Source organism: Allobosea sp. 10L422 (assembly GCF_056395345.1).
In genome coordinates, this window is the sequence record NZ_JBFTJI010000001.1 from 448290 (window position 1) to 470040 (window position 21751).

A 21751-nucleotide genomic window follows, 5' to 3' on the forward strand; every position below is an offset into this window, starting at 1 on the left:
GCCGAGCTTCGACAAGCATCGTGCATCCTCCGACGGGATGCCGCATCAACCGGCCGCGAGGTCCCAGAGATAGAGCTTGGCGCGGGAGGACCAGAAGCCGTCGAAGCGGCCTTCGGCGACATAGGCCCTCGGCCTCACGCTCGAAAGCGGTTCCGCGAAATCCGCTTGGAGAATCCGGCGTCCGCGTCCATTCGGAAGGAGCGTGTCAGCCTGACGAGGGCGAATGGCCAACCAGTTCAACTATCCCGTCTGGAACCTGATCAGGCTCGAGCGCGATAGCGATATCCCGCTCTATGAGCAGATCTTCGCCCGGTTCCGCGCCGGCATTGTCGAGGGGATGCTTCCGCGCGGCACGCGACTGCCGCCCAGCCGCATCCTGGCCAAGGAGTTATCGCTCGCACGCAATACGGTGGTGCAAGCCTATGACCGGTTGGAGGCGGAAGGCTATGTCTGGCGCGCCCATGGCTCCGGTACCTTCGTCGACAAGATCCTGCCCGAGGATCACCAGACACGAGCTACGCCCGGCTTGTCCACCCCGCCGTCCGGCGAGACCGTGTTGTCGGAACGTGCGGCCCGTTTGATCGAATTTCGCCTCCCACCCGAGCGCTCGGAGATGCTGGGCCTCAGTCCGGGCATGCCTGCGCTCGACGAATTTCCCTATGAGATCTTCAGCCGGATCGCGGCGCGGCACTGGCGTTCGCGCGCCATCTCGCAAACGGGCTATGGCGTGGGCCATCCTCGCGCCGGCCTCACCCACCAGATCGCCGCCTATCTGGCAGAAGCGCGAGGCCTGGCCTGTGCGCCGGAACAGGTCATCGTCATCGGCAGCACCCTCCAGGCGGCTGCGCTCGTTGCCCATGTCCTGCTCGACGTCGGCGACACCGTCGCGGTCGAGGACCCCGGCCACCTGGCCGAGCTCGCCACCTTCGAGCTCAGCGGCCTGCGCATCCACCCCCTTCCGGTGGACGAGATGGGGCTCGACGCCGCCGCGCTCCCGACCCGGGCTGAGGTCGGGGCGCTGCCGAAACTGGTCGTCATCTCTCCAGTCGAGCAATACCCGTTCGGATGCTCGATGCCGCCGGCACGGCGCCAGGCGCTGCTCGCCTGGGCACAGACCCATGGCGGCTGGGTGCTGGAGGACGATTTCAACAGTGAGATCCGCTGGTCGGGAGAGGCACAGCCACCGCTCTTCGCCGCTGGTCCCCATGCCCGCGTCATCTATACCAGCTCGTTCAACCGCGCTCTGGCACCGGGCCTCAGGCTGGCCTATCTCGTTGTGCCGCCGAACCTGATCGAAGCCTTCACCCAGGCGCAGCGCGTCTTCTCGCTCTACGCGCCGCAGCCGGACCAGGCGCTGGTCGCCGCCTTCATGGCGGAGGGGCATCTGGCAGCGCATTTGCGGCGCATGCGGGCGATCTACCGGGAGCGCTCGCTCTTGCTCGGCGAACATCTGCGGCGGCGCCTCGGCGATCGCTTCACTGTCCCGCAGGTCACGGCGGGTCTGCATCTCACGATCAGGTCCCGGGTCCCGTTCGACGATACCGCCGCCGCCGCGTCGCTTCTGAGCTGGGGCTTAGACTGCCCGGCTCTGTCGCAATATTGCCGCGGCCCGGCCCGGCGCGGACTCGTCATCGGCTTCGGCAATACCGGCACCGAGAAGCTGCCGGCCTGCGCCGAAGCGGTGGTGCGTGCCGTCGAGGCGGCCTGCGAAACCGTCAAGTAACGGCGCTTGCGCGCTTTCGATCCAGGCCGAAACTGGACCCCAGCGAAATCGCAAAATTGGACCTTGGGAGGTCCTTCCCCGCCCCGCATGTTCTCCGCACCAGCGGAGTTCTCATGAACGTCGAACGCAGCACAGTCCTGGAAGTCGAGGGTGTCAGGAAGAGCTTCGGGGACCTTGCCGTCCTCAAGGGGCTTGATCTGACGGCGCGCAGCCACGACGTCGTCACGATGATCGGTGCCAGCGGCTCGGGCAAGAGCACCTTCCTGCGCTGCATCAATTTCCTCGAGTTTCCCGATGCGGGCACCATTCGCTTCGAGGGCGAGACGGTCCGCCTGACGCAGCAGGGCGCCGGCCAGGGAAAGCTCGACCGCAAGCAGATCAACCGGATGCGCAGCCGTATCGGCATGGTGTTCCAGAGCTTCAATCTCTGGACCCACCTGACAGTTCTGGAAAACATTGCGGTGGCGCCGATCAAGGTGCTTGGGCTGAGCCGCAAGGAGGCGACAGAGCGCGCCGAAGCCTATCTCGAAAAGGTCGGGCTGATCGAAAAGCGCCACGCCTATCCCGCCCATATCTCCGGCGGCCAGCAGCAGCGCGTCGGCATCGCCCGAGCCCTCGCGATGGAGCCCGCGCTGCTGCTCTTCGACGAGCCGACATCGGCGCTCGATCCCGAGCTTGTGGGCGAGGTGCTCGCGGTGATGCGCACGCTCGCCGCCGAAGGACGCACGATGATCATCGTGACCCATGAGATGGGCTTCGCCCGCGAGATCTCCAGCGAGGTCCTGTTCCTGCACCGCGGCGTCGTCGAGGAGCGCGGCCCGCCCGAGCAGGTCCTCGGCGATCCGCGCTCCGAGCGCTGCCGCGCCTTCCTGCAGCGCATCCTGTGAATCGAGCCGTCAGACAAAAGGGGAGATCGACATGCTGAAGCCATTTCTCGTCGCCGCTGGATTGCTCGGCGCCTTCACCGCGGGCGCAGCGGCGAAGGACGTCAAGGTCGGCAGCGAATGTACCTACCCGCCCTTCAATTTCCGCGACGCCAAGGGTGAGCTTCAGGGCTTCGACATCGACGTGGCCCGCGAGATCGGCAAGCGCCTCAACGTCAATCTCATCTTCGTCTGCCAGCAATGGGACGGCATGATCCCGGCGCTGCTCGCCGGCAAGTTCGACCTGATCGTGGCGAGCATGTCGATCACCGACGAGCGGAAGAAGTCGATCGACTTCAGCGTGCCCTACCGCTCCTCGACCGCCCGCTTCGTCGGCGCCAAGACCCTGAACGTCCAGCCGGTCTCGGCTGACGGCAAGCCGGACCCGAAGGCACTGGCCGGCAAGACCGTCGGGCTCCAGCGCTCCTCGACCTACGAGCAGTTCATGACCAAGGAATTCCCCGGCGTGAAGCTCGCTCAGTACGACACGGTCGACAACCTGCTGCTCGACCTGCAATCGGGCCGGATCGACCTCGCCTTCGCCGGGCCGATCAAGCTTGACGGCGATTTCCTGCAGAAGCCGCGGGGCGAGAAATTCCATTTCGTCGGCCCTGAGATCAACAACGTCGCGCTGTTCGGTCCCGGCGTCGGCGTGGCGCTGCGCAAGGAGGACAGCGCGCTCCGCGACGAGATCGACGCGGCGCTGAACGCCTCGTTCAAGGACGGCTCCTTCAAGGCGATCAACGACCGCTACTGGTCGTTCAGCGTCCTGCCCTGATCGCCTGCGAACGGGGCAGCCGACCGGAGAGCCGCGGAGGTGGCGATGGATATCCTGATGGGCTGGGGCGGCCAGCTCCTGCACGGTGCGCTGACCACACTCGAGGTCGCCTTCGCCGCACTGGCGCTCGGGCTCGTCTGGGGCATTCTCGGCGCGCTCGCCCAGCTCTCCCGCTGGTGGCCGGTCCGGCAGCTCGGCTTCCTGTTCACCCTGGCGATGCGCGGCACGCCCGAGCTGCTGATCATCCTGATCATCTATTTCGGCGGTTCGGTCACGCTGACCGGACTCGCGAAATCGATCGGCGCGGCGGCAGGTTTCGTCGAGATTCCCGCCTTCGCGGCGGGCGTCTTCGCGCTCAGCCTCGTCTTCGGCGGCTATGCCGCGGAGGTGTTGCGCGGCGCCTTCCTCGCCATTCCGAAAGGCCAGATCGAGGCGGCGGAAGCCTTCGGCTTCTCTTGGTGGGATGCCTTCACGACGGTGCGCCTGCCGCAGATCTGGCGCTTCGCCCTGCCGGGCCTCGGCAATAACTGGATCTCGCTGATCAAGGACACCTCCCTCGTCTCTGTCGTCGGGCTGGAAGAGGTCATGCGGGTCAGCACCATGGCGACCGCGGTCACGGGCGAGCCGTTCCGCTTCTACCTGATCGCCGCGATCATTTTCTACGCACTGACCACCAGCAACGGCCTGCTCGTCGCCCAACTGGAACGCCGCGCCAGCCGCGGCGAACGGGAGCTGGCGCGATGAACCCGGCCCTGATGATCGAGAGCCTCCCCGCCCTGATCGAGGGCACCTGGCTCAGCCTGCAACTCCTGACGGCCGCCCTCGTGCTCGGGTTGGGGCTGGCCGTGCCGATGGCGATCGCCCGGCTGGAGGCGCCCGCTCCGGTCCGCGCGGTCGTCGCCTTCTACATCTCCTTCTTCAGGGGCACGCCGCTCCTGGTCCAGATCTTCCTGGTCTACTACGGCCTGTCGCAGTTCGACTTCATCCGCGAGAGCGCGCTCTGGCCCTTCATCCGGGAGCCGTGGTTCTGCGCGGTCCTGACCTTCGCGCTGCACACCGCCGCTTATACGGCGAATATCCTGCGTGGCGCGATCCAGGCGGTGCCGGCCGGGGAGATCGAGGCGGCCCATGCCTGCGGCATGTCCGGACCGATGACCTATCGCGTCATCATCCTGCCGCGCGCCTTCCGCCTCGCTCTTCCGGCCTATGCCAACGAGGTCGTCAGCATGCTCAAGGCGACGTCGCTGGCGAGCACCATCACGATCATGGAGCTGACCGGCACCGCCAACACGATCGTGGCGCGCACCTTCGCGCCCTACGAGCTCTTCGTGACCGCAGCCGCGATCTATCTCGTCATCGCCGCCATGCTGACCGCAGCCCTGCGAGCCCTCGAATACCGGCTCGCCAGACACCAGCGCGCGCCCGCCAAGTCCACGGCGGTCATCGCCGGAGAAGCCCATGTCCAAACCTGACATCCACGCCTTCGCGGGCTTCGCCGCGCGGCTCGCCGACGTGAGCGGCGCAATCATCCGCGACGCGATCGCCAGGGGCCGCAGCTTCGACACCAAGGCTGATCGCAGCCCGGTCACCGAGATCGACCGCCGCGTCGAGGACCGCCTGCGCCGCGAACTCGCCTCCGCCCACCCCGATCACGGTATCCTGGGCGAGGAATACGACTCCTTCGGCCTCGACCGCGACTTCGTCTGGATCATCGATCCGATCGACGGCACCAAGGCCTTCATCACCGGTATTCCGACCTTCGGCACGCTGATCGCGCTGGCCTACAAGGGTACGCCGATCCTCGGCATCATCGACAACCCCGTCACGGCCGAGCGCTGGATCGGCGGCGACGGGCTGCCGACGCAGCGCAACGGCGAGGCGGTGCAGACCCGCAAGGGCGCGTCGCTGCCCGATGCCATTCTCGGCAACGGCAATCCCGAACCCTTCGATGCCGGTGAGCGGGCGGCCTTCGAACGACTCCGGAACGATACGAAATGGTGCGTCTATGGCGGCGGCTGTCACGCCTATGGCCGTGTCTCGGACGGAGCGCTCGACATCAGCGTCGACGGCGGGCTCGACCCCTTCGACTACTGCGCGCTGACGCCGATCGTGCGCAATGCCGGCGGTGCGATCACCGACTGGGAGGGCCGGGAGCTCACGATCCATTCCGGCCATCGCTGCGTCGTGGCAAGCGGCAGCCTGGCGCTGCATGGAGCGGTCCTGGAGCGACTGAGCTGCCATTGATGAATTGGATCGTCGGACCGGGGCGAACTTCAAACCGGATGAGGTTCAACGTTACAGGCAAGGATGGCATCTCGGTCGAGATAACCGACGACCGTGCCGTCCGGTGCCTTGACGTCCAAGCCTTGGAGATTTTTGCCCAGGATGGATGCGAGCGCCACATGCAGGTTGGCATCCGGCGAGATCTGAGGGCCCTCGGCGAACGAACGGGGCGGCGCCATCACGCTCGCGACATCGATCAGGCTGAGCCGCTTGATGGTCCGATCGGGACCGAGGAAGTTCTCGACGAATTCATTGGCCGGATTGGCCAGGATCGCCTCGGGGCTGTCGTATTGCAGCAACCGACCGTCGCGCATGATCGCGACGCGATCGCCCATCTTGATCGCTTCGTCGATGTCGTGCGTGACGATGACGACGGTCTTGCTGACCTTCTTCAGGATCTGCCGGAATTCGTCCTGGAGACGGACTCTGGTGATCGGGTCGATGGCGCCGAAGGGCTCGTCCATCAGCATGATGGCGGGATCGGCAGCCAGGGCCCTGGCGAAGCCGACACGCTGCCGCTGGCCGCCCGACAGTTCATGAGGCAGGCGATCGCGCATGACGCTCGGATCAAGGCTGACGAGTTCGAGAAGCTCGTTGATGCGCCGGTCGGTCCGCGCCTTGTCCCAGCCCAGCAGGCGGGGCACGGTGGCGATGTTGCGCGCGATCGTCATATGCGGAAACAGACCGACCTGCTGGATGACATAGCCGATGGTTCGGCGTAGCTGCTTCGGATCTGTGTCGGCGACGTTGCGGCCGTTCACCAGAACCCGGCCGCGGGTCGGGGTCTCCAGGCAGTTGATCATGCGCATGGTGGTCGTCTTGCCGCAGCCCGAAGGGCCGATCATGGCGACGGTCGTCCCGGCTTCGATGTGAAGGTCGAGATTGTCCACCGCAGGGCGATCGCTGCCGGCAAAGTTCTTGGTCACATTTTCGAGGCGTATCATCTTGGTATCCCTGTTCCGCAGTCAGAGCCGGTAGGAAACGCTGCGCTCGAGCCAGCCGAACGCCAGCTCCGCAAAGATCGCCAGAAGCGCGATCGGGATCGCTCCCACCAGGAGACGCGGCATGTCCATGATGGCGATGCCCGCGTTGATGAAATCGCCCAGGCCGCCGCCGCCGATGAAGGATGCGAGGGCGGCTCCGCCGATGACCTGGATGGCCGCCGTGCGGACGCCGGAAAGGATAGAGGGCACGGCCAGCGGCAGTTCGATCTGCCAGAGAATCTCCGCTCGCCCCAGTCCCATCCCGTTGGCGGCATCGAGGACAGCCGGATCCACTTCCCGTATGCCGATGATCGTATTGAGCAGCAGCGGCGGGACGGCCAGAACGACCAACGCGATCACCGATGGCCAGAGGCCGATGCCCATGATCGGCATGGCGGCCGCCAGAATGGCGAGGCTCGGGATGGAGCGTGCGGCGCCGGCGACGTTGACCGTCACGAAGGCGGCGCGCGGCGATCTTGCCACGGCGACGCCCAACGGAAGGGCTATAGCCAGCGCGACGCCCAGCGAAATCAGGCTCATCGCCATATGCCGGTTGAACGCACCGGTGAACGTGCCGAGATTTGCGGCGATCCACTGAAAAGCTTCGACGACGATCATCGGGCTTGCCTCCCATTGCGCCGGCGCAACGCCTTTTCCATCAATGTGAGGAAGTAGTCGGCCGACAGCGCCAGGACCGAGGTCAGCAGACCGCCGGCGATGATCTTTTCGGGGAACCTCTGGTCGATGCCCTGGAAGATGATGACGCCGAGACCGCCGGCATTGATGTAGGCGGCGACAGTCGCGATGCCGATGACCGTTACGACCGCGAGGCGGATTCCGCCGACGATGTACGGCATCGCGAGCGGCAGCTCGACCTCCCAGATCCTGCGGGCAGTCCCGTAGCCCATGCCGTGCGCCGCCTCGAGGATTTCATCCGGGATCGCCTGGAACCCCGTGCCGATGTTGCGGACGAGGATCATCAGGGAATAGGCGGCGAGCCCCAGGATCGCAGGCGCCGGCCCGATGCCCATCACGGGGATGAGCAAGGCGAACAGCGCGAGGCTGGGTATGGCGAAGAGGATGCTCGTCACCAGAATGATGCTGGTGAAAGTTCTTGGACGCCGGGCGGCCCAGATGCCGACGGCAAGCGAAATCACCAAAGCGATCCCCACCGAGGAGAAGACCAGGTACAGATGCTCCATCAATGCCTCGGCGAGCCGAGGGATATTCTTTGGAACCCAAGTCAAAACGATGCTCCTAGCTCTCAGGTCCCCTGGGAGACCCGCCCGTTACCTCTGCCGATCAAACGACGCAGCTCAGGCTGGTTGGCTCTGGCGTCACCACGCGGCGAGCCTCCGGTCGACCGCATCCGCGCGTTCGGCGAGGATCCGGTAGTCGGCCACGTCGGGATGCGCGAACCGCGCCAGGCCGAGCTGGCGCAGCAGCCCACGCCCGTCCTCGCACTCATGCGCCCGCAGCAGCGCCTGCCGCAGCGGGGACAGCATCTCGGCGGGCACGCCGGGAGACGAGACGAGAGGCGGACAGGGTGTCGGTTCAGTTGTCGCGACGATCCGCAGCCCGGCCAATGCGTCCGGCTGATGCATCGCCAACAGTTCGTAGGCGTAGGCGTCGATCGGGCCCGCCTCGATGCGGCCGCAGCGCAGCGCCTCCACCACGCCGGAGGGGTTCAGTAGTGGCCCCACCGGCGACCGCCCGAGCAATTTCCCTTGCAGGAGGTCGGCAAGGAAGCCGCGCGGCGCGTGGTAGCCCGACTGCGAATCCCGCACCGTCCATCCCCAGGTTGCGGTCCCAAGCTGCGCGGCCGATCTGATTGGGCCGTCTTCGGTCACGACGATGTGGCTGGCATAATAGGGGCGCCCGCCGGCCCACGGCGCTTCCGCCACGGGTGCGGCCAGGATGGTCGGACGCTGCGCCTCGCACCAGCGCGACAGGGGGAAGCCACACATGAACACGGCCCCCATGTCGCGCCTTTCCCAGAGTTCGGCGAGCGGCGCGGGGGAAGCGTGAGCGACGATGTCCAGCGCCACACCGGCCTCTTGGCTCAGCCACGCGAACAGGTCGTCCCACCGGGCGCGCACGCCCGCCGAGACATTGTACATTCGCGAACAGGCGATGAGTTTGGCGTCGCTCATGATGCGGGTCAGGCAAAACGGAGTTTCTGGCCGAGGTTCATGCGCTTCGCCTTCGCGACGATCGCCGCGCCCAGCGCCACGTCCGTGCTGCTTAGTCCGCGATGCCAGAACAGGATGGTCTCGTCGTCGCTCTCGCGCCCCGGCTTGGCGCCGCAGACGATCTGTCCCATCTCGGCGTGCAGCGTCTCCAGGGTTACCTTGCCCTCGTCGACATGTCGGCGCAGCGCGCCGAAGGGACGCCCCGGCTGGCACTGGCCCCAGTCGTCGACGACGACCTTGTCCATGATGTCCGTGAGATCGAACTCCAGCGCGCTCATTGTCCCGTAGGGAACCACGAAGGCACCCTTCTTGACCCAGCTCGTCTTGAACAGCGGCGTGGGCTCGGGCAGGCGACTGGCCTCCACCATGATGTCGGCGCCCTTCAGGCAATCCTCCCAGTTGTCCGTCACGATGATTTTCTTGCCGAGATCCTTTTCCAGCCGTGCGGCAAAGCCCTCGCGGCTCTCGGGGCGGCGCGAATGGACACGGATCTCGTCGAAATCGAACAGGTGGTCGAGCAGGCGGACGTTCCAGTAGGACGTGCCGCGCGCGCCGACATGGCCCAGGATCTTGCTGTCCTTGCGCGCCAGATGCTTGGCGCCGAGCGCGGTGATCGCGCCGGTACGCATGTCGGTGATGGCCGTCGCGTCGATGATGGCCTTGGGCATGCCGGTGCGCGGATCGAACAGATTCAGCACTGCCATTTCGGAGGGCAAGCCGACCTTGTAGTTGTCGACGAAATCGCCGACCACCTTCACGCCGGCGTAGTCGAGCGGCTTCACATAGCCGCGCAGCACGTTGAAGTGCCCCTTGTCGGAGCTCTCGGGAACGAGGTGAACCCTAGGCTCGATCACCGTCTCGCCCCGCCCCTGCGCGGCCAGCGCTTCCGACACCGCATCGAGGATTTCGTCGTTGGTCAGCTCCAGCGCCTTGGTGTCCAAGGCGTTGATGTAGTCGATCCAGATTTCCTGCATTTCTCGTCTTCCCAGATTTCAGTTCGAATGGAAGGTCGCGCCCCCTCCTCTGCCGGGACTGCACCCGGCAGGGAGATCGGCATGCGCGTTCGCTGCCGGCCGCAGCCAACCGATAGGGGCCGGTTGCCGTGCTGTCGGGGTCGACGTCAGGGACGGTCCCTTGCCGACCGGGAGGTCCCGGCCGGCAAGGGACCGGGCGTCAGCGGAGCAGGCCCTTGTCCTTCAGGAAGGACACGGCGACATCGCGAGGCTCTTCGCGGTCCTTCTCGACGCGGGCGTTGAGGGTGCGCATCGTCGCGTTGTCGATTTGCGTACCGACGGCCTCGAGCAGTTCGGCGATTTTCGGATTGGCCTCGAGCGTCTGACGGCGAACCACCGGGGCAACGTAGTAGGGTGGGAACAAACCCTTGTCGTCGTCCAGAGCCACGAGGTTTTGCGATACGATCTGCCAATCCGTCGCAGCGCCGTTCGCCCCGTCGATGTCCTTCTGCTGCAGCGCGTCATAGCGCAGGCCGAGCTTGGCGAACTGCTTGAATTCCTTGAATACCGCACCGTAGACCAGCTTCAGGCCCGGGAGGCCGTCCTTACGTTCGGGGAATTCGGGCCCACCGCCGAAGACCATCGAACCTGACACCTTGGCAAGGTCGGAGAGGGTTTTGAGCTGGTTCTGCTGAGCCGTCTCGCGGCGCACGACGATGACGTAGCCGTTGTTGACCCCGGTTGGCCTCAACCAGATGAGGTTGAATTTCTTGGCGTAGAAATCCTTGACCTCATCATAGACCTTCTGCGGGTCGGTCGATGTCTCGCCCTTCACCACGGCCGACAGCGCCGTGCCGGTGTATTCCGGATAGAGATCGATCTGACCTGTGGTCAGCGCCTGGTGGGCGATGAGGGTGCCGCCGAGATTGATCTTGCGCTCAACCTTGAAACCGGCCTTTTCCAGCACGGCGGCATACATTTCGGCCAGGATGTACTGCTCGGTGAAATTCTTGCTGCCTACTTTGATCGGTTCCGCCGCAGCCAGCTGCAGTGTCGCTGCCGCCATCGCGATGGTTGCGACGATAGCCTTCGTGGTCCACTTCTTCATTGTTGTTTCCCTCTGTATTGCAGCGTTGGGTAGGCGTCTCCATTGGACCGGCCGGCTGCGCCTGGCCGTCTTCCTCCCGGGTCCTGCGGCTTCGTTCGGCCGTCCTGTCAGTCCCTCCCCGCCGGAGCGGCGTGCGAAATGGCGTCCGCGAGGCACATGAAATCCGGCCCCTGCGCCCGGTCCTCTCCCAACGGCTCGACCAGGCTGCGCACGAAGCGGTAGGCATCGCCCGACCCGGCGCCGAGCTGGTCTTGCACGCCCCGGAGATCGACCGCCTGGGCGGAGGCTATGAGTTCGATCGCCACGAGGTAGCGCAGCCGCTCGACGATGGTCGCCGTCTTCGCCAGAACGCTCGGCGCCATCGAGGCCTGGTCTTCGACGCCGTCGGCGACAGGGATCGGCGTGAGCGAGACCGGCGCGGCAAGATGGCGGATTTCCGCCTCCAACGCCGACACGGTCTTCTGGACGGTGGCGAAGCCGGAGCGGTTCTGGCCCATCGAGGTCAGGAAGCGCGGCAGGTCCGACATGCCGGGCGACATGATCTTCATGGTTCGGTAGGCCGTCGCCGCGGCACAATGCGCCAGCGCCTGCCCCAGCCGTTCCCAGGCCAGAACGAAGGCCGTCAGGTCGAAGTTGGCGTGCGAGAGGATGAGCCCCTCCGAAGCCAGGACGACGGGGTTGTCGCCCGAGCTGGAGAGCTCGATCTCGGTCGCTTCCCTGGCCTCCGCCATAGCATGTGACAGCGCCCCCCAGACCTGCGGCGCGCAGCGATAGCTGAGCGGGTCCTGCAGGCGCCGCGCCGCCCCCTCCGCGAGCAGCGAACTGCCTGAAAGGAGTTCGCGCAGGCGCGCCGCGACGGCCCGCTGACCGAAGGCGGGCCGTGCCGCGAGGGCGCGGTCGTCGAAGGCGGTCGTGTTGGCGCGGAAGGCTTCGAAGTTCAGCGCCACCGCCAGCAGCGACCACTCGAACAGGCGTTCGATGTCATGGAGGACGAGGCAAGCCTGGGAGACCGACAGGCTGTTGGCGACGACGATCGCATGGCCGTCCTTCGGCCCAAGCGCGAGCGGCTCCAGGCCCGCCCTCTTCAGTGCTTCGAGGGCCGGCATCACCTCGCCGCCGAACTCCGCCTCGCCATAGCCGAGAAGCGCCCGCCCCATATGCGCGAGCGGGGCGAGGTCGGCGGCGCCGATCGAGCCGAGCGAGGGAACGACCGGGTGGAAGCCGGCGTTCAGCGCCGCGACCATCGATCCGACAATGCGCGGCGAGACGCCCGAGCCACCCGCCGCCATGCCGGCGACCCGGACTGCCATCATCGCCCGGACAGCCTCGCGCGGCAAAGCCGCTCCGACGCCGACGGCGCGCGCCTGCGGCACCCTGATCTGGAAAGTGACGAGATCGTCGGCCGCGAGGCGCGTGTCCACACCGGCGCCGAGCCCGGTCGTCAGCCCATAGGCGGGCAGGTTCAGCTCGGCATAACGGTCGACGACAGCCCGCGCGGCTGCCATGCGCCGCTCGACTTCGGGCGAGATTTCGATGCGGGCATCATGGCGCGCGATGGCGACGATGTCGCCGATCGTCGCCGGAGGGGTCTTCAACACCACGGTTTCGGGCGCGCTGGTCATGCTCTCGTTTCTTTCCGCCGGAGGCTGCCGCCGTCCGTCTTCGTCGAATGGACTCGGAGGCGGCGCTTCTCGAACCGAATAGGGAAATTGGCTGGTCATGCGAGCCGCGCCACGCCGTTGTCGAGAACCGTCGCGCCGCGCGACGGCACAATGCATCGGAAGCGGATGTCCTGGCCGGAGCGCCACATCTGGAATTCCAGCGTGTCCCCCGGAAATGCCGGTGCGGTGAAGCGGGCGGCAATCGCGGCGAGCGCGGCAAGCCCGGAGCCGGAGGCCATCAGCGACAGCGCGTAGCCGGCATGCCCGAACGTGCATAGCCCGTGCAGGATGGGCCGGCGGAAACCGCCCCTTTCGGCCGCCGCGGGATCGACGTGCAAGGGATTGAGATCGCCGTTCAGCCGGTAGAGAAGCGCCGCGTCCTCGGCGACGGCCAACTGGCAGGAGACGTCGGGTTGCCGATTGGGCACCGGCGGCAGCGGTTCGGGCGGCGTACCGGCGGAGCCACAGCCGCCGTCGCCCCGGCAGGCGTTGGTCTGCACGATCGACGCCACCGCCTCGCCGGTCGCCTCGTTCGACACGACGCGTTCGAATGCCGCGAACATGCCCTTGCCGGCACCCCGGTCGACCACCGACAGGCTGCGCGTATGTGACACCAGCGGCGTGTCGAGCGGCATCGGGCTATGGATGGTCAGGCGGTGCTCGGCGTGCACGACCTGGCTCCAGTCGACGCCCACCTGCTTCATCCATGGGCCCGCATGCGCCACGACGTTGGCGAGCGTCGGCGCCGTCGCCAGATCGGCCTCGTAAAGGAAGCGCAGATGCGCCGGGTCCAGCGGTGCGCCGCCGTAACCCACAGACAGGGCGTAGAGGATCGCGTCCCTCGCCGTGACCGTCTGGCGAGTCTCGGGGATGGCGAAATCCAGGATCGAGCCGGCAGGAAGGCTCACGAACCGTCACCCGTGCGCGGCGCCTGCTTGCGCACGCCGCCGCCCAGCCGCACCCCGCCATCGACCGACAGCAATTCTCCGGTGACGAAGCCGGCGCCCTCGACCAGCCACACCACGGCGCCGGCGACATCGTCGGGCGTGGCGACGCGGCCCAGTGGCGCCGTCTCGGAAAACCGCTGTGCCAGCGCCGAATAGGCCTCCGTGCCGAGCGTCTGGCGCATCCAGCGCGTGTCGATCACGCCGGGGCAGACCGCGTTGACTCGGATGTCCGGCCCACAGGTGCGCGCCAGCGCCAGGGTCAGCGCATTCAGCGCACCCTTCGACGCGGTGTAGGCGAGCGAGCTGCCGCCCCCGGTAAAAGCGACGTTGGAGGAAACGTTGACGATGGCGCCGCCGCCGCTGGCCCGCATCGGCGGGATCGCCGCCCTGCACATCTGGTAGGCACCGATGACGTTGACGGCGAAGACGTCGTGGAAGTCGCCGGCGGACAGGGTTTCCAGATCGAAGGGATTCGACTTCACCGTCATGGCGGCGTTGTTGACCAGTGCGTCCAGCCGACCCCAACGCTCCACGACCGCGCCGACCATCGCCCGGCAGGCGCCGTCATCGGCGACGTCACCCTGCACCACGATGACCTCGGACCCGAGCGCCCGGCAGGCATCGGCAGTCTCGTCGGCCTCGGCCTTGCTGCGGTTGTAGTTGACCGCGACGCGCGCGCCCCGCTCGGCGAACTGCCGGACGGCGGCCGCGCCGACGCCCGTGGCCGAACCGGTGACGATGACAACTGCCTCGCGAATGTTCATGCGGCGAAGTCCTTCATTGCACGCGTCGCGTAGAGACGGGCATCCATCGTTGCGAGGTGATCGGCGATCGCGACGCCGTCCGGCAGCCGCTCGAGGACATGCTTCCTGACGTCGATGCCGGGTGCCACTTCGGTCAGCGTCAGCCGGCCGTCCAGGACCTTGAAGACCGCCCGTTCGGTGACGACGATCTGTGCCTGCCCGGCGGGCGCGAAGGTTGGGTCGGAGCTGACCTGCGCCACCCGGTCGACGATCTTGCACAGCCGCCCGTCGTTCACGATGGCGAGCCTGCCGTCGCGGATCTCGATCTCGGTGCCGCCGGTCGAGAACGCGCCGACATAGACGATGCGGCGCGCCGTCTGTGAAATGTTGGTGAAACCACCGACGCCGACGATAGACTTGCCGAAGCGGCTGACATTGACCGCTCCGCGCACGTCCACTTCGGCCATGCCGAGGAAGGCGATGTCGAGGCCGCCGCCGTCGTAGAAGTCGAACTGGGAGGCCTGCGGGATCACCGACGATGGATTGATCGCAGCGCCGAACGACAGTTCCTCGGCGGGCACGCCGCCGATGACACCGGATTCGATGGTGACCGTATAGCCGTCGAGCCCCTCTTCGCTGGCGATCCGTCCGATGCCAGCCGGGATGCCGATGCCGAGATTGATGACCGGGCGATCGAGCCCGAGCAGTTCCTGGAAGGCGCGGCGTTGGATGACCTTGTCCACCGACAGCGCAAGCGGCTCGAGACTGCCGGCGGCGGCTTGCAACCGGCCGGTATAGGAGGGGTTGTCGGTCTCGCCGAAGCTGATGCCGTGCTGGGCCGGATCCTCGCAAACCACGACATAGTCGACCAGGGTGCCGGGAATGCGCACATCGCCGGGCGCCAGCGAACCGCGCCGGGCGACCTGCTTGACCTGCACCATCACCACGCCGCCGGAATTGCGCCCTGCCTGGGCCATCGCCAGCACGTCGAGCGGGAACGGTTCGTCCTCCATCGTAACGTTCCCGTCCTCGTCGGCCGTCGTGCCACGCAGCATCACGCAGTCGAGTGGCATGGACGGGTAGAGCAGCCAGTCCCGGCCGCGCAGGGACACGCGCTCGACGAGGGTCTCGCGCGTCGAGGCGTTCATCCTCCCGCCGCCGCTGTTCGGGTCCATGAACGAGCCCAGCCCGATATGGGTGATGACGCCCGGCTGGCCGGCGGCAATCGCCCGATACAGCTGGGCGATGACCCCTTGGGGCCAGCAATAGGCTTCGACCTTCTCTTCGAGGGCGAGATTGCCGAGACGCGGGGTTCCGCGCCAGCCGCCGGCTATGACGCGCTTGACCAGCCCCTCATAGCCAAAATGGCCCATCCCGCGGGTCTTGCGGTCGCCGGCACTGGCGGCAAAAAGTAGGGTCAGGTCGCGAGGCGCGGCTTCGGCGAGGAACCTGTCCTCGACCGCGGCGGTGATCGCCTCGGGATGGCAGCATCCTCCGAAACCGGAGACAGCAACGCTCATCCCGTCGCGCAGCCTAGCGGCCGCCTCGCGGGCAGTTATGATACGCATTGGTTCCCCTGAAGGTCTTCTTATCGGGGTAGCCAAGCACAGCTTCCGACCGCTGAGAAGGCCCCTATGACCTCGCGTCAAGGTGTATATGTTTTGGGATATCCCAGAATCTGCAGACTAGCGTACGGTATGCACCATCGCGGCCCACGTTTCGATTCATTTTCGAGCAATATCAGCTACTTAGATGAAATGAGCATAGTTCGGCGCAGCATTGGGAAAAATTTCGAAAATCGCCAATTGGAAGGGAAGATCGTTCTAATCACCATGTCCGAACGATAGGGCGAAATGCGCAGCCGTCCGCTCCCACGGCGATGCCGATCGTACCTCCCAACCTGCTGCCGCTATTTCGCCTTGTCGCCATAGCCCAGCCCCGCGAGCACCTTCAGGATGGCGCGGGCGGTCTGGCGTCCACTCTCGTTCTTGCCGCAGACGAGCCAATAAGGCAGAGCCAATTCGGAAGGCAGCGGGATTTGGCGCAGGTCGCCGCGGATTCGGCGACCGATTCCGACGGCAGGACCGAAACAGCCCCGTGATGCAGAACCAGATTGATGATGACGGGCATCGAATCCAGCTCGATCACCTTCAGCCTGTCGAGCTCGGTTTCGGTGAGGGTTTCAGCCAGCAGGCGATTGATGATCTGGCGTAGCCCGCTTCTTGGGCTCGGGACGGCGATGGGTGAGCCAAGCACGATCCTGGCCAGGTCGTCCCTGCCCTCCCCCAGTTCGATGACCTCCGACGGACCAACGAGCGACAGCGGCGACCGGGCGATCAGATAGCTATCGAAATCCGTCGGGACGGTGACGCTGTTCAGTAGAACCGCATCGTAGGTGCCGCTCTTCAGGCCGGCGATGAGCCCTTCGGTCGTCGTGCTGGCCACCAGCAGGGGTTGGCGGGGCTTGTCGTTCATCCAGGTCGCGACGAGCGAGGCGAGCAGCGTGGCGACGAAGCTGTCGTGGCCCATGGGGATGATCGAGCCGAGCCGGATCGTCGCGGCACTGCGGCGGGAACGTCCGGCGGCCGAATGTGCAAGTTCGCTCCATATCGCTTCGAGAGCGCGTGTCGACCTTACCAGCCGCTTTCCCGCCTCCGTCATCCTCGAGCCGGCGACGTGGCGATTGAGCAGACGACAGCCGAGCGTCGCTTCGACATGCGCGATCTGGCGGGCAAGCTGGGGTTGGCCCAGCCCAAGAGACTTGGCCGCCCGGCGGATGCTGCCGGTTTCGGCGACATGCGCAAAGCGGGTCAACGCGCTCAGGCTCAGCGAAATGTCGCGCCGATTGCCGATCGCCATGATGTCCTGGACGTGGTCGGCGAGCTGCTTGATGGCAGGAGAAAGCCTCTCAGCCTCGAGGGTTAGGACAACGCTCGTCCCGGCCTTCTGCACAAGCGGCACCGAAATCTCGCTCTCAAGCCGGTCGACCGCCGCGGCAATGCTCGAAACCGGCTTCCTCATCACCCGGGCAGTGCCCCGGATGCTCCGTTCGCTCATCACCCTATGGACAATTTGAAGCGTAGAAGTATCCATCCCTAGACCTGTCAGCGCCTGTGTTGCCGAGAATAGCCCCTGCTGCTCAATCTTGTTTTAGGCCGGACCAGGTTCTGGAATCACATTGGCGCACGAACGGGAGTGATCCGGGTTTGACCCGCCCCCCACCCGTCCGGCCCGATGCGATTGTTAGTGGACGGTCTGCCTCGGCGCCAGCGCCGGTCTCGCGGGCGGCAGTTCTCGATCGAGGACGGCTTCGGAGCGAATTCTCGCCTTCCGATGGGATGACGTCGACCATGCGGATGTGAAGGGATCGCGGACAGGCATGCGATTTCGCACGAGCCGCACGATCGCTAGACGTCCCGTTTGCCGACGAACTGCGACACGGCCAGCAGCAGCGACGTCATCACGATCATGATCGTCGAGATCGCCGCGATGGTCGGGTCGATCTGATCGCGCAGCGCCAAAAACATCATCCGCGTCAGAGTCGCATTGTCACCGCCCGAGACGAACAGCGCAACGACGACCTCATCGAAGGAGGTCAGGAACGACAGGACCGCGGAGGTGACGAGGGCGAAACCGATCTGGGGGGCGGTCACCTGCAGGAAGGCCTGCGTCCGCGTGGCGCCAAGGCTGCGCGCGACCCGCTCCTGATCGAGATCGAAGCTCTTCAGGGCCGAGCCCACGATCATCATGACGATCGGCACCGCCAGCATCGTATGCGCCAGCACGATGCCGAGGAAAGAATTGACCATCTTGAGCTGCACATAGGCATAGAACAGCGCGATGCCGACGAGGATGACCGGCACGATCGTCGGCGTCAGCAGCGCAAGGATCGCAAGCCCGGCGAAGCGCAGCCGCGAGGCGTGCAGGCCGTAGGCCGCGAGCGTGCCCAGCGGCGTCGCAAGCAGCGCCGTGCAGAAGCCGGCCTTGAAGGAGGTCGCGGTCGCCGCCATCCAGCTCGATGAGGAGAAATAAGCCTCGTACCAGCGCAGCGACCATTCCCGCGGCGGGAATTCCAGATATTGCGACTGGGAGAAGGACATCGGGATGACGATCAGCGTCGGTATGGCCAGGAAGGCCAGGACCAGCGCGCCGAGCCCATAGAGCCAGAGCCGCGCGCGATGGCTGATTTGCGTGTCGCTGGCGGGACGATCGAGCCAGCTCATCTCAGTGCCCTGCCCCAAACAGGCCGGCACCGCGCGACAGGCGCGCCGCCACCACCAGCACGGCGAGCGTGATCACCAGGAGCACGACGCCGAGCGCGCTCGCAGCACCCCAATTGAAGAAGAGTTCGATATCGTTGGCGATGCGGTTCGAGACCATCGTTACCTTGCCGCCGCCGAGCATGGCGGGCGTCACGTAGAAGCCGAGGCAGAGCACGAAGACGAGCGAGGCGCCAGCCGCGAGCCCCGGCAGCGAGAGCGGAAAGAACACCGTCCAGAAGCCATGGACCGGCGTCGAGCCGAGGCTGGCGGCAGCGCGCAGCAGGTTGCGGTCGATCGCGCGCATCGTGCCGTAGAGCGGCAGGACCATGAAGGGCAGCATGATATGGACCATGCCGATCAGCGTTCCGCCGAGATTGTGCACGAGTTGCAAAGGTTCGCTCCAGAGGCCGAACTTCATGCCCCATGTGTTCACCAGCCCGCTGCGCTGGAGCAGCACGAGCCAGGCATAGGTACGCACCAGAAGCGACGTCCAGAACGGCAGGAGCACCGCGATCATGCAGAGATTGGCGGCCCGTCGCGGCAGCTGCGACAGGAAATAGGCCAGGGGATAGCCGAGCATGATGCAGATCAGCGTGGTTGCGAGGCTGATCTCGAAGGTGGTCAGGAAGGTCCGGCCATAGGAGGGCTCGGCCAGCATGCGCCGGTAATTCTCAAGGCTCAGCGCGCCGCTATCGTCGAGGAATGACAGGCCGAACAGCCAGCCGACCGGAACGAGCATGGTGATGGTGACGAGCAGGAGCGCGGGCGCGGCCAGCCCCGCCAGCCCCATGCGCTCGCGCCACTGGTCGCGCCGCAAGCCTGCGGCGTGGTCATCCCCGGCCGGGCCGGCGGACGCGAAAGTGCCAGCGGTCGTCACGACGCGCCCCGCGCCTCGCCCGGCAGCAGCACGGTGTCGGAGACGGCGATGCCGATGCGGATGGGCGTCCCGGGTGCAGGCGGCGGCCCCTCGCCGCCGCGGGTCGTCAGGCGCAGCGCAACCGGGCTGCCGTCGCCGAGCGCCGCCTGCAGCAGCAGCGTGTCGCCTTGGTAGACGGCGCCGGTCACGCGGCCGTCGAAGCAGTTCATCCCCTCGCCTTCGCCTGGCCCCAGCCGATGCAGACGCTCCGGCCGCAGCACCATCGTGCAGCGCCCGTGCTGCATCGGCAGGTTCTTGGCGCGGATGGTCGCGCCGCCGGCCCTGGCGGCGCCGTCGGTCACCGCGACGTCGAGGAAGGAGGATTCGCCGATGAACTCGGCGACGAAGCGGCTGCGGGGATCGTCATAGATCGCGCGCGGGGTGTCGATGCGGGCGATGCGGCCGCGGTCGAGGATGGCGACGCGGTCCGACATGGTCAACGCCTCGCGCTGGTCGTGCGTGACATAGACGGTGGTCGTGCCGAGGCGCTCATGGAGCTGGCGCAACTCTATCTGCATGCGCTCGCGCAACTGCTTGTCCAAAGCCGAGAGCGGTTCGTCCATCAGGATGATGCGCGGCTCGAAGACGATGGCGCGGGCGAGCGCGACGCGCTGGCGCTGGCCGCCGGAGAGCTGGTCGATACGGCGGCTGCCGAAGCCCCCGAGCTGGAACATCTCAAGCGCAACCTCGACCCGACGCGCAGTCTCGGCTGCCGGCACGCGCCGCAGCCGCAAGGGGAATCCGACATTACCAGCGACATCCATATGCGGGAACAGCGCGTAGTTCTGGAAGACCATGCCGATCTCGCGCTTGTGCGGCGCGAGACGCACGACCTCGCGCTCGCCGAAGCGAATGCTGCCCTTGTCGGGCCGCAGAAAGCCGGCGATCGCCATGAGCAGCGTCGTCTTGCCCGAGCCGGACGGGCCGAGCAGGGTCAGGAACTCGCCGGGCCGGACATCGAGATCGATCTCGTCCAGAACCGGCACCGCGCCATAGGCCTTGCTCAACCGGCGGACCGCGATCGGCAGGGCCGTCGCGGAACCCGGCACTTGAGCGGCCGCATCGCGCGGCCGCTCGTGATCGCCGGCCAGCCTCATTCGGTCAGCATGTTCTGGTAGGCGGAGGAGGCCTGGGCTTCGTACTTGATGTACCAGTCCAGATCGATCGTCAGCTGCTTGCCGGCATTGTCGGGATGGGACGGCAGCGTCTTGGCATAGGCCGCGTCGATCGCGCCGCCCTCATAGGCCTTGTTGTTGGTCGGGCCGTAGGTGATGTATTTCGTGAACTCGGCCTGGTATTGCGGTTTGCTGATCTCGGCGAGGAATTTCATCGCCAGGTCCTTGTTCGGCGCGCCTTTGGCGACCGCGAAACAGTCATAGTCGAGCAGGCCCTGGTTGAAGGTATAGGCGACCTTTGCGCCGTCCTTCGCGGCGACGTCGAAACGGCCGTTCCAGCCGGTGATCATGTCGACCTCGCCGTCCTTCATCAGCTGGGCATGCTGCGCGCCCGAACTCCACCAGACCGCAATATGGGGCTTGAGCTCGCGGATCTTCTTGATCGCGCGCTCGATGCCGCCGGGCTGGGACAGGACCTCGTAGACCTTCTCGGGCGGTACGCCGTCGGCCATCAGCGCCGGCTCCAGCGCGCCGGCGACGCCCTTGCGATAGGAACGCTTGCCGGGGAATTTCTTGACGTCCCAGAAATCGGCCCAGCTCTGTGGGCCGTTCTGGCCATAGGTCTTGGTGTTCCAGGCCAGCACGGTCGAGAAGACGTCGCCGCCGACGCAGTAATCCTGCGCCGTACCGGGCAGGAAATTCGAGGTGTCGATGACCTTGTAGTCGAGCTTCTCCAGGATGCCCTCGGCGCCGGCGCGGGCCGCGCTGCCCGAGCCGCTGGCGACGACGTCCCAGGTCACGGCGCCGGCCTTCACCTTGAGGCGCAGATCGGCGATGCTGGTATAGGTCTCCTCCTTGATCTTGATGCCCAGCGCCTTGGCGGCGGGCTGGAACAACGCCTTGCTCTGCCCCTCCTGATAGGAGCCGCCGAAGGAGACGACGGTCAGTTCCTGCGCCAAAGCGGGCGCAGCGCTCAGCAGGCCCAGGATGAGGGCCAGGGCGGTTCTCGTCGGCGTCATCGGCTGGCGCGGCATGTGTCGGTTCTCCCTTTGAACGATGCGTTCTTGTTCAGTGCGTTCCCTGGCAATGTGAGCGCGGTTGGCCCGGCAAACGGCGTCCACACTCCCTGCCTTATGCAGAGTTCGGCAAAATTGGTCTGGCGAT

21 protein-coding genes are annotated in these 21751 nt (G+C 66.2%); 6 read left to right on the forward strand and 15 right to left on the reverse strand.

What is annotated here, in order from left to right; all coding sequences use genetic code 11:
• Positions 1-223: 223 nt before the first annotated feature.
• The 6 genes from pdxR (at position 224) to AC1DEZ_RS02170 (ending at position 5668) form a co-directional block, all read left to right on the forward strand.
• Positions 224-1723: a MocR-like pyridoxine biosynthesis transcription factor PdxR gene (pdxR, locus tag AC1DEZ_RS02145; RefSeq protein ID WP_476778444.1), complete on the forward strand. Its 1500-nt coding sequence runs from the start codon at positions 224-226 to the stop codon at positions 1721-1723.
• A 113-nt stretch (positions 1724-1836) separates the two neighbouring features.
• Positions 1837-2610 carry an ABC transporter ATP-binding protein gene (locus AC1DEZ_RS02150; protein WP_441513173.1) on the forward strand — a complete coding sequence of 258 codons (774 nt, stop codon included), beginning with the start codon at positions 1837-1839 and terminating at the stop codon, positions 2608-2610.
• Positions 2611-2641: 31 nt separating this feature from the next.
• Entirely contained in the window at positions 2642-3424 is a 783-nt protein-coding gene (locus AC1DEZ_RS02155; protein ID WP_476778445.1) for a transporter substrate-binding domain-containing protein, read from the forward strand.
• Between the two features lie 45 nt (positions 3425-3469).
• Positions 3470-4168: an ABC transporter permease gene (locus tag AC1DEZ_RS02160; RefSeq protein WP_441513171.1), complete on the forward strand. Its 699-nt coding sequence runs from the start codon at positions 3470-3472 to the stop codon at positions 4166-4168.
• Positions 4165-4896: an ABC transporter permease gene (locus tag AC1DEZ_RS02165; RefSeq protein ID WP_476778446.1), complete on the forward strand. Its 732-nt coding sequence runs from the start codon at positions 4165-4167 to the stop codon at positions 4894-4896. Before AC1DEZ_RS02160 ends, AC1DEZ_RS02165 begins: the two co-directional genes overlap by 4 nt.
• Positions 4883-5668 carry an inositol monophosphatase family protein gene (locus AC1DEZ_RS02170; protein WP_476778447.1) on the forward strand — a complete coding sequence of 262 codons (786 nt, stop codon included), beginning with the start codon at positions 4883-4885 and terminating at the stop codon, positions 5666-5668. The genes AC1DEZ_RS02165 and AC1DEZ_RS02170 overlap by 14 nt, the downstream gene beginning before the upstream one ends.
• A gap of 29 nt (positions 5669-5697) precedes the next feature.
• Here AC1DEZ_RS02170 and AC1DEZ_RS02175 read toward each other — a convergent pair whose 3' ends face one another.
• The 15 genes from AC1DEZ_RS02175 to AC1DEZ_RS02245 form a co-directional block, all read right to left on the reverse strand.
• Entirely contained in the window at positions 5698-6651 is a 954-nt protein-coding gene (locus tag AC1DEZ_RS02175; RefSeq protein WP_476778448.1) for an ABC transporter ATP-binding protein, read from the reverse strand.
• Between the two features lie 21 nt (positions 6652-6672).
• Positions 6673-7308, reverse strand: a complete 636-nt coding sequence (locus AC1DEZ_RS02180; RefSeq protein ID WP_476778449.1) for an ABC transporter permease — start codon at positions 7306-7308, stop codon at positions 6673-6675.
• Positions 7305-7937, reverse strand: a complete 633-nt coding sequence (locus AC1DEZ_RS02185) for an ABC transporter permease (RefSeq protein WP_476778450.1) — start codon at positions 7935-7937, stop codon at positions 7305-7307. The genes AC1DEZ_RS02180 and AC1DEZ_RS02185 overlap by 4 nt, the downstream gene beginning before the upstream one ends.
• Before the next feature lie 90 nt (positions 7938-8027).
• Complete coding sequence (locus tag AC1DEZ_RS02190; RefSeq protein ID WP_476778451.1) at positions 8028-8843, reverse strand: phosphate/phosphite/phosphonate ABC transporter substrate-binding protein; 816 nt, start codon at positions 8841-8843, stop codon at positions 8028-8030.
• 8 nt (positions 8844-8851) lie between these two features.
• The gene (locus AC1DEZ_RS02195; RefSeq protein WP_441513164.1) at positions 8852-9856 is read right to left on the reverse strand and encodes an ornithine cyclodeaminase family protein; all 1005 of its coding nucleotides are present in this window, start codon (positions 9854-9856) and stop codon (positions 8852-8854) included.
• 199 nt (positions 9857-10055) lie between these two features.
• Complete coding sequence (locus tag AC1DEZ_RS02200; protein WP_441513163.1) at positions 10056-10943, reverse strand: glycine betaine ABC transporter substrate-binding protein; 888 nt, start codon at positions 10941-10943, stop codon at positions 10056-10058.
• A 107-nt stretch (positions 10944-11050) separates the two neighbouring features.
• Positions 11051-12565 (reverse strand): HAL/PAL/TAL family ammonia-lyase, encoded by a 1515-nt coding sequence (locus tag AC1DEZ_RS02205; protein ID WP_476778452.1) that lies wholly within the window; start codon positions 12563-12565, stop codon positions 11051-11053.
• Between the two features lie 95 nt (positions 12566-12660).
• Entirely contained in the window at positions 12661-13512 is an 852-nt protein-coding gene (locus AC1DEZ_RS02210) for a MaoC/PaaZ C-terminal domain-containing protein (RefSeq protein WP_476778453.1), read from the reverse strand.
• On the reverse strand, positions 13509-14315 hold the full coding sequence (locus AC1DEZ_RS02215) for an SDR family NAD(P)-dependent oxidoreductase (protein ID WP_476778454.1): 807 nt from the start codon (positions 14313-14315) through the stop codon (positions 13509-13511). The genes AC1DEZ_RS02210 and AC1DEZ_RS02215 overlap by 4 nt, the downstream gene beginning before the upstream one ends.
• On the reverse strand, positions 14312-15862 hold the full coding sequence (locus tag AC1DEZ_RS02220; RefSeq protein WP_476778455.1) for an acyl CoA:acetate/3-ketoacid CoA transferase: 1551 nt from the start codon (positions 15860-15862) through the stop codon (positions 14312-14314). Before AC1DEZ_RS02220 ends, AC1DEZ_RS02215 begins: the two co-directional genes overlap by 4 nt.
• A 382-nt stretch (positions 15863-16244) precedes the next feature.
• Complete coding sequence (locus AC1DEZ_RS02225; protein WP_476778456.1) at positions 16245-17387, reverse strand: LysR family transcriptional regulator; 1143 nt, start codon at positions 17385-17387, stop codon at positions 16245-16247.
• A gap of 314 nt (positions 17388-17701) precedes the next feature.
• A complete protein-coding gene (locus AC1DEZ_RS02230; protein ID WP_441513157.1) occupies positions 17702-18517 on the reverse strand; it encodes an ABC transporter permease in 816 nt (271 codons plus the stop codon).
• A gap of 1 nt (position 18518) precedes the next feature.
• Positions 18519-19433 carry an ABC transporter permease gene (locus AC1DEZ_RS02235; RefSeq protein WP_476778457.1) on the reverse strand — a complete coding sequence of 305 codons (915 nt, stop codon included), beginning with the start codon at positions 19431-19433 and terminating at the stop codon, positions 18519-18521.
• Positions 19430-20569, reverse strand: coding sequence for an ABC transporter ATP-binding protein (locus AC1DEZ_RS02240; protein ID WP_476778458.1), 1140 nt, complete (start codon positions 20567-20569; stop codon positions 19430-19432). The genes AC1DEZ_RS02235 and AC1DEZ_RS02240 overlap by 4 nt, the downstream gene beginning before the upstream one ends.
• Positions 20566-21621 (reverse strand): ABC transporter substrate-binding protein, encoded by a 1056-nt coding sequence (locus AC1DEZ_RS02245; RefSeq protein ID WP_476778459.1) that lies wholly within the window; start codon positions 21619-21621, stop codon positions 20566-20568. Before AC1DEZ_RS02245 ends, AC1DEZ_RS02240 begins: the two co-directional genes overlap by 4 nt.
• Between the last annotated feature and the right edge of the window lie 130 nt (positions 21622-21751).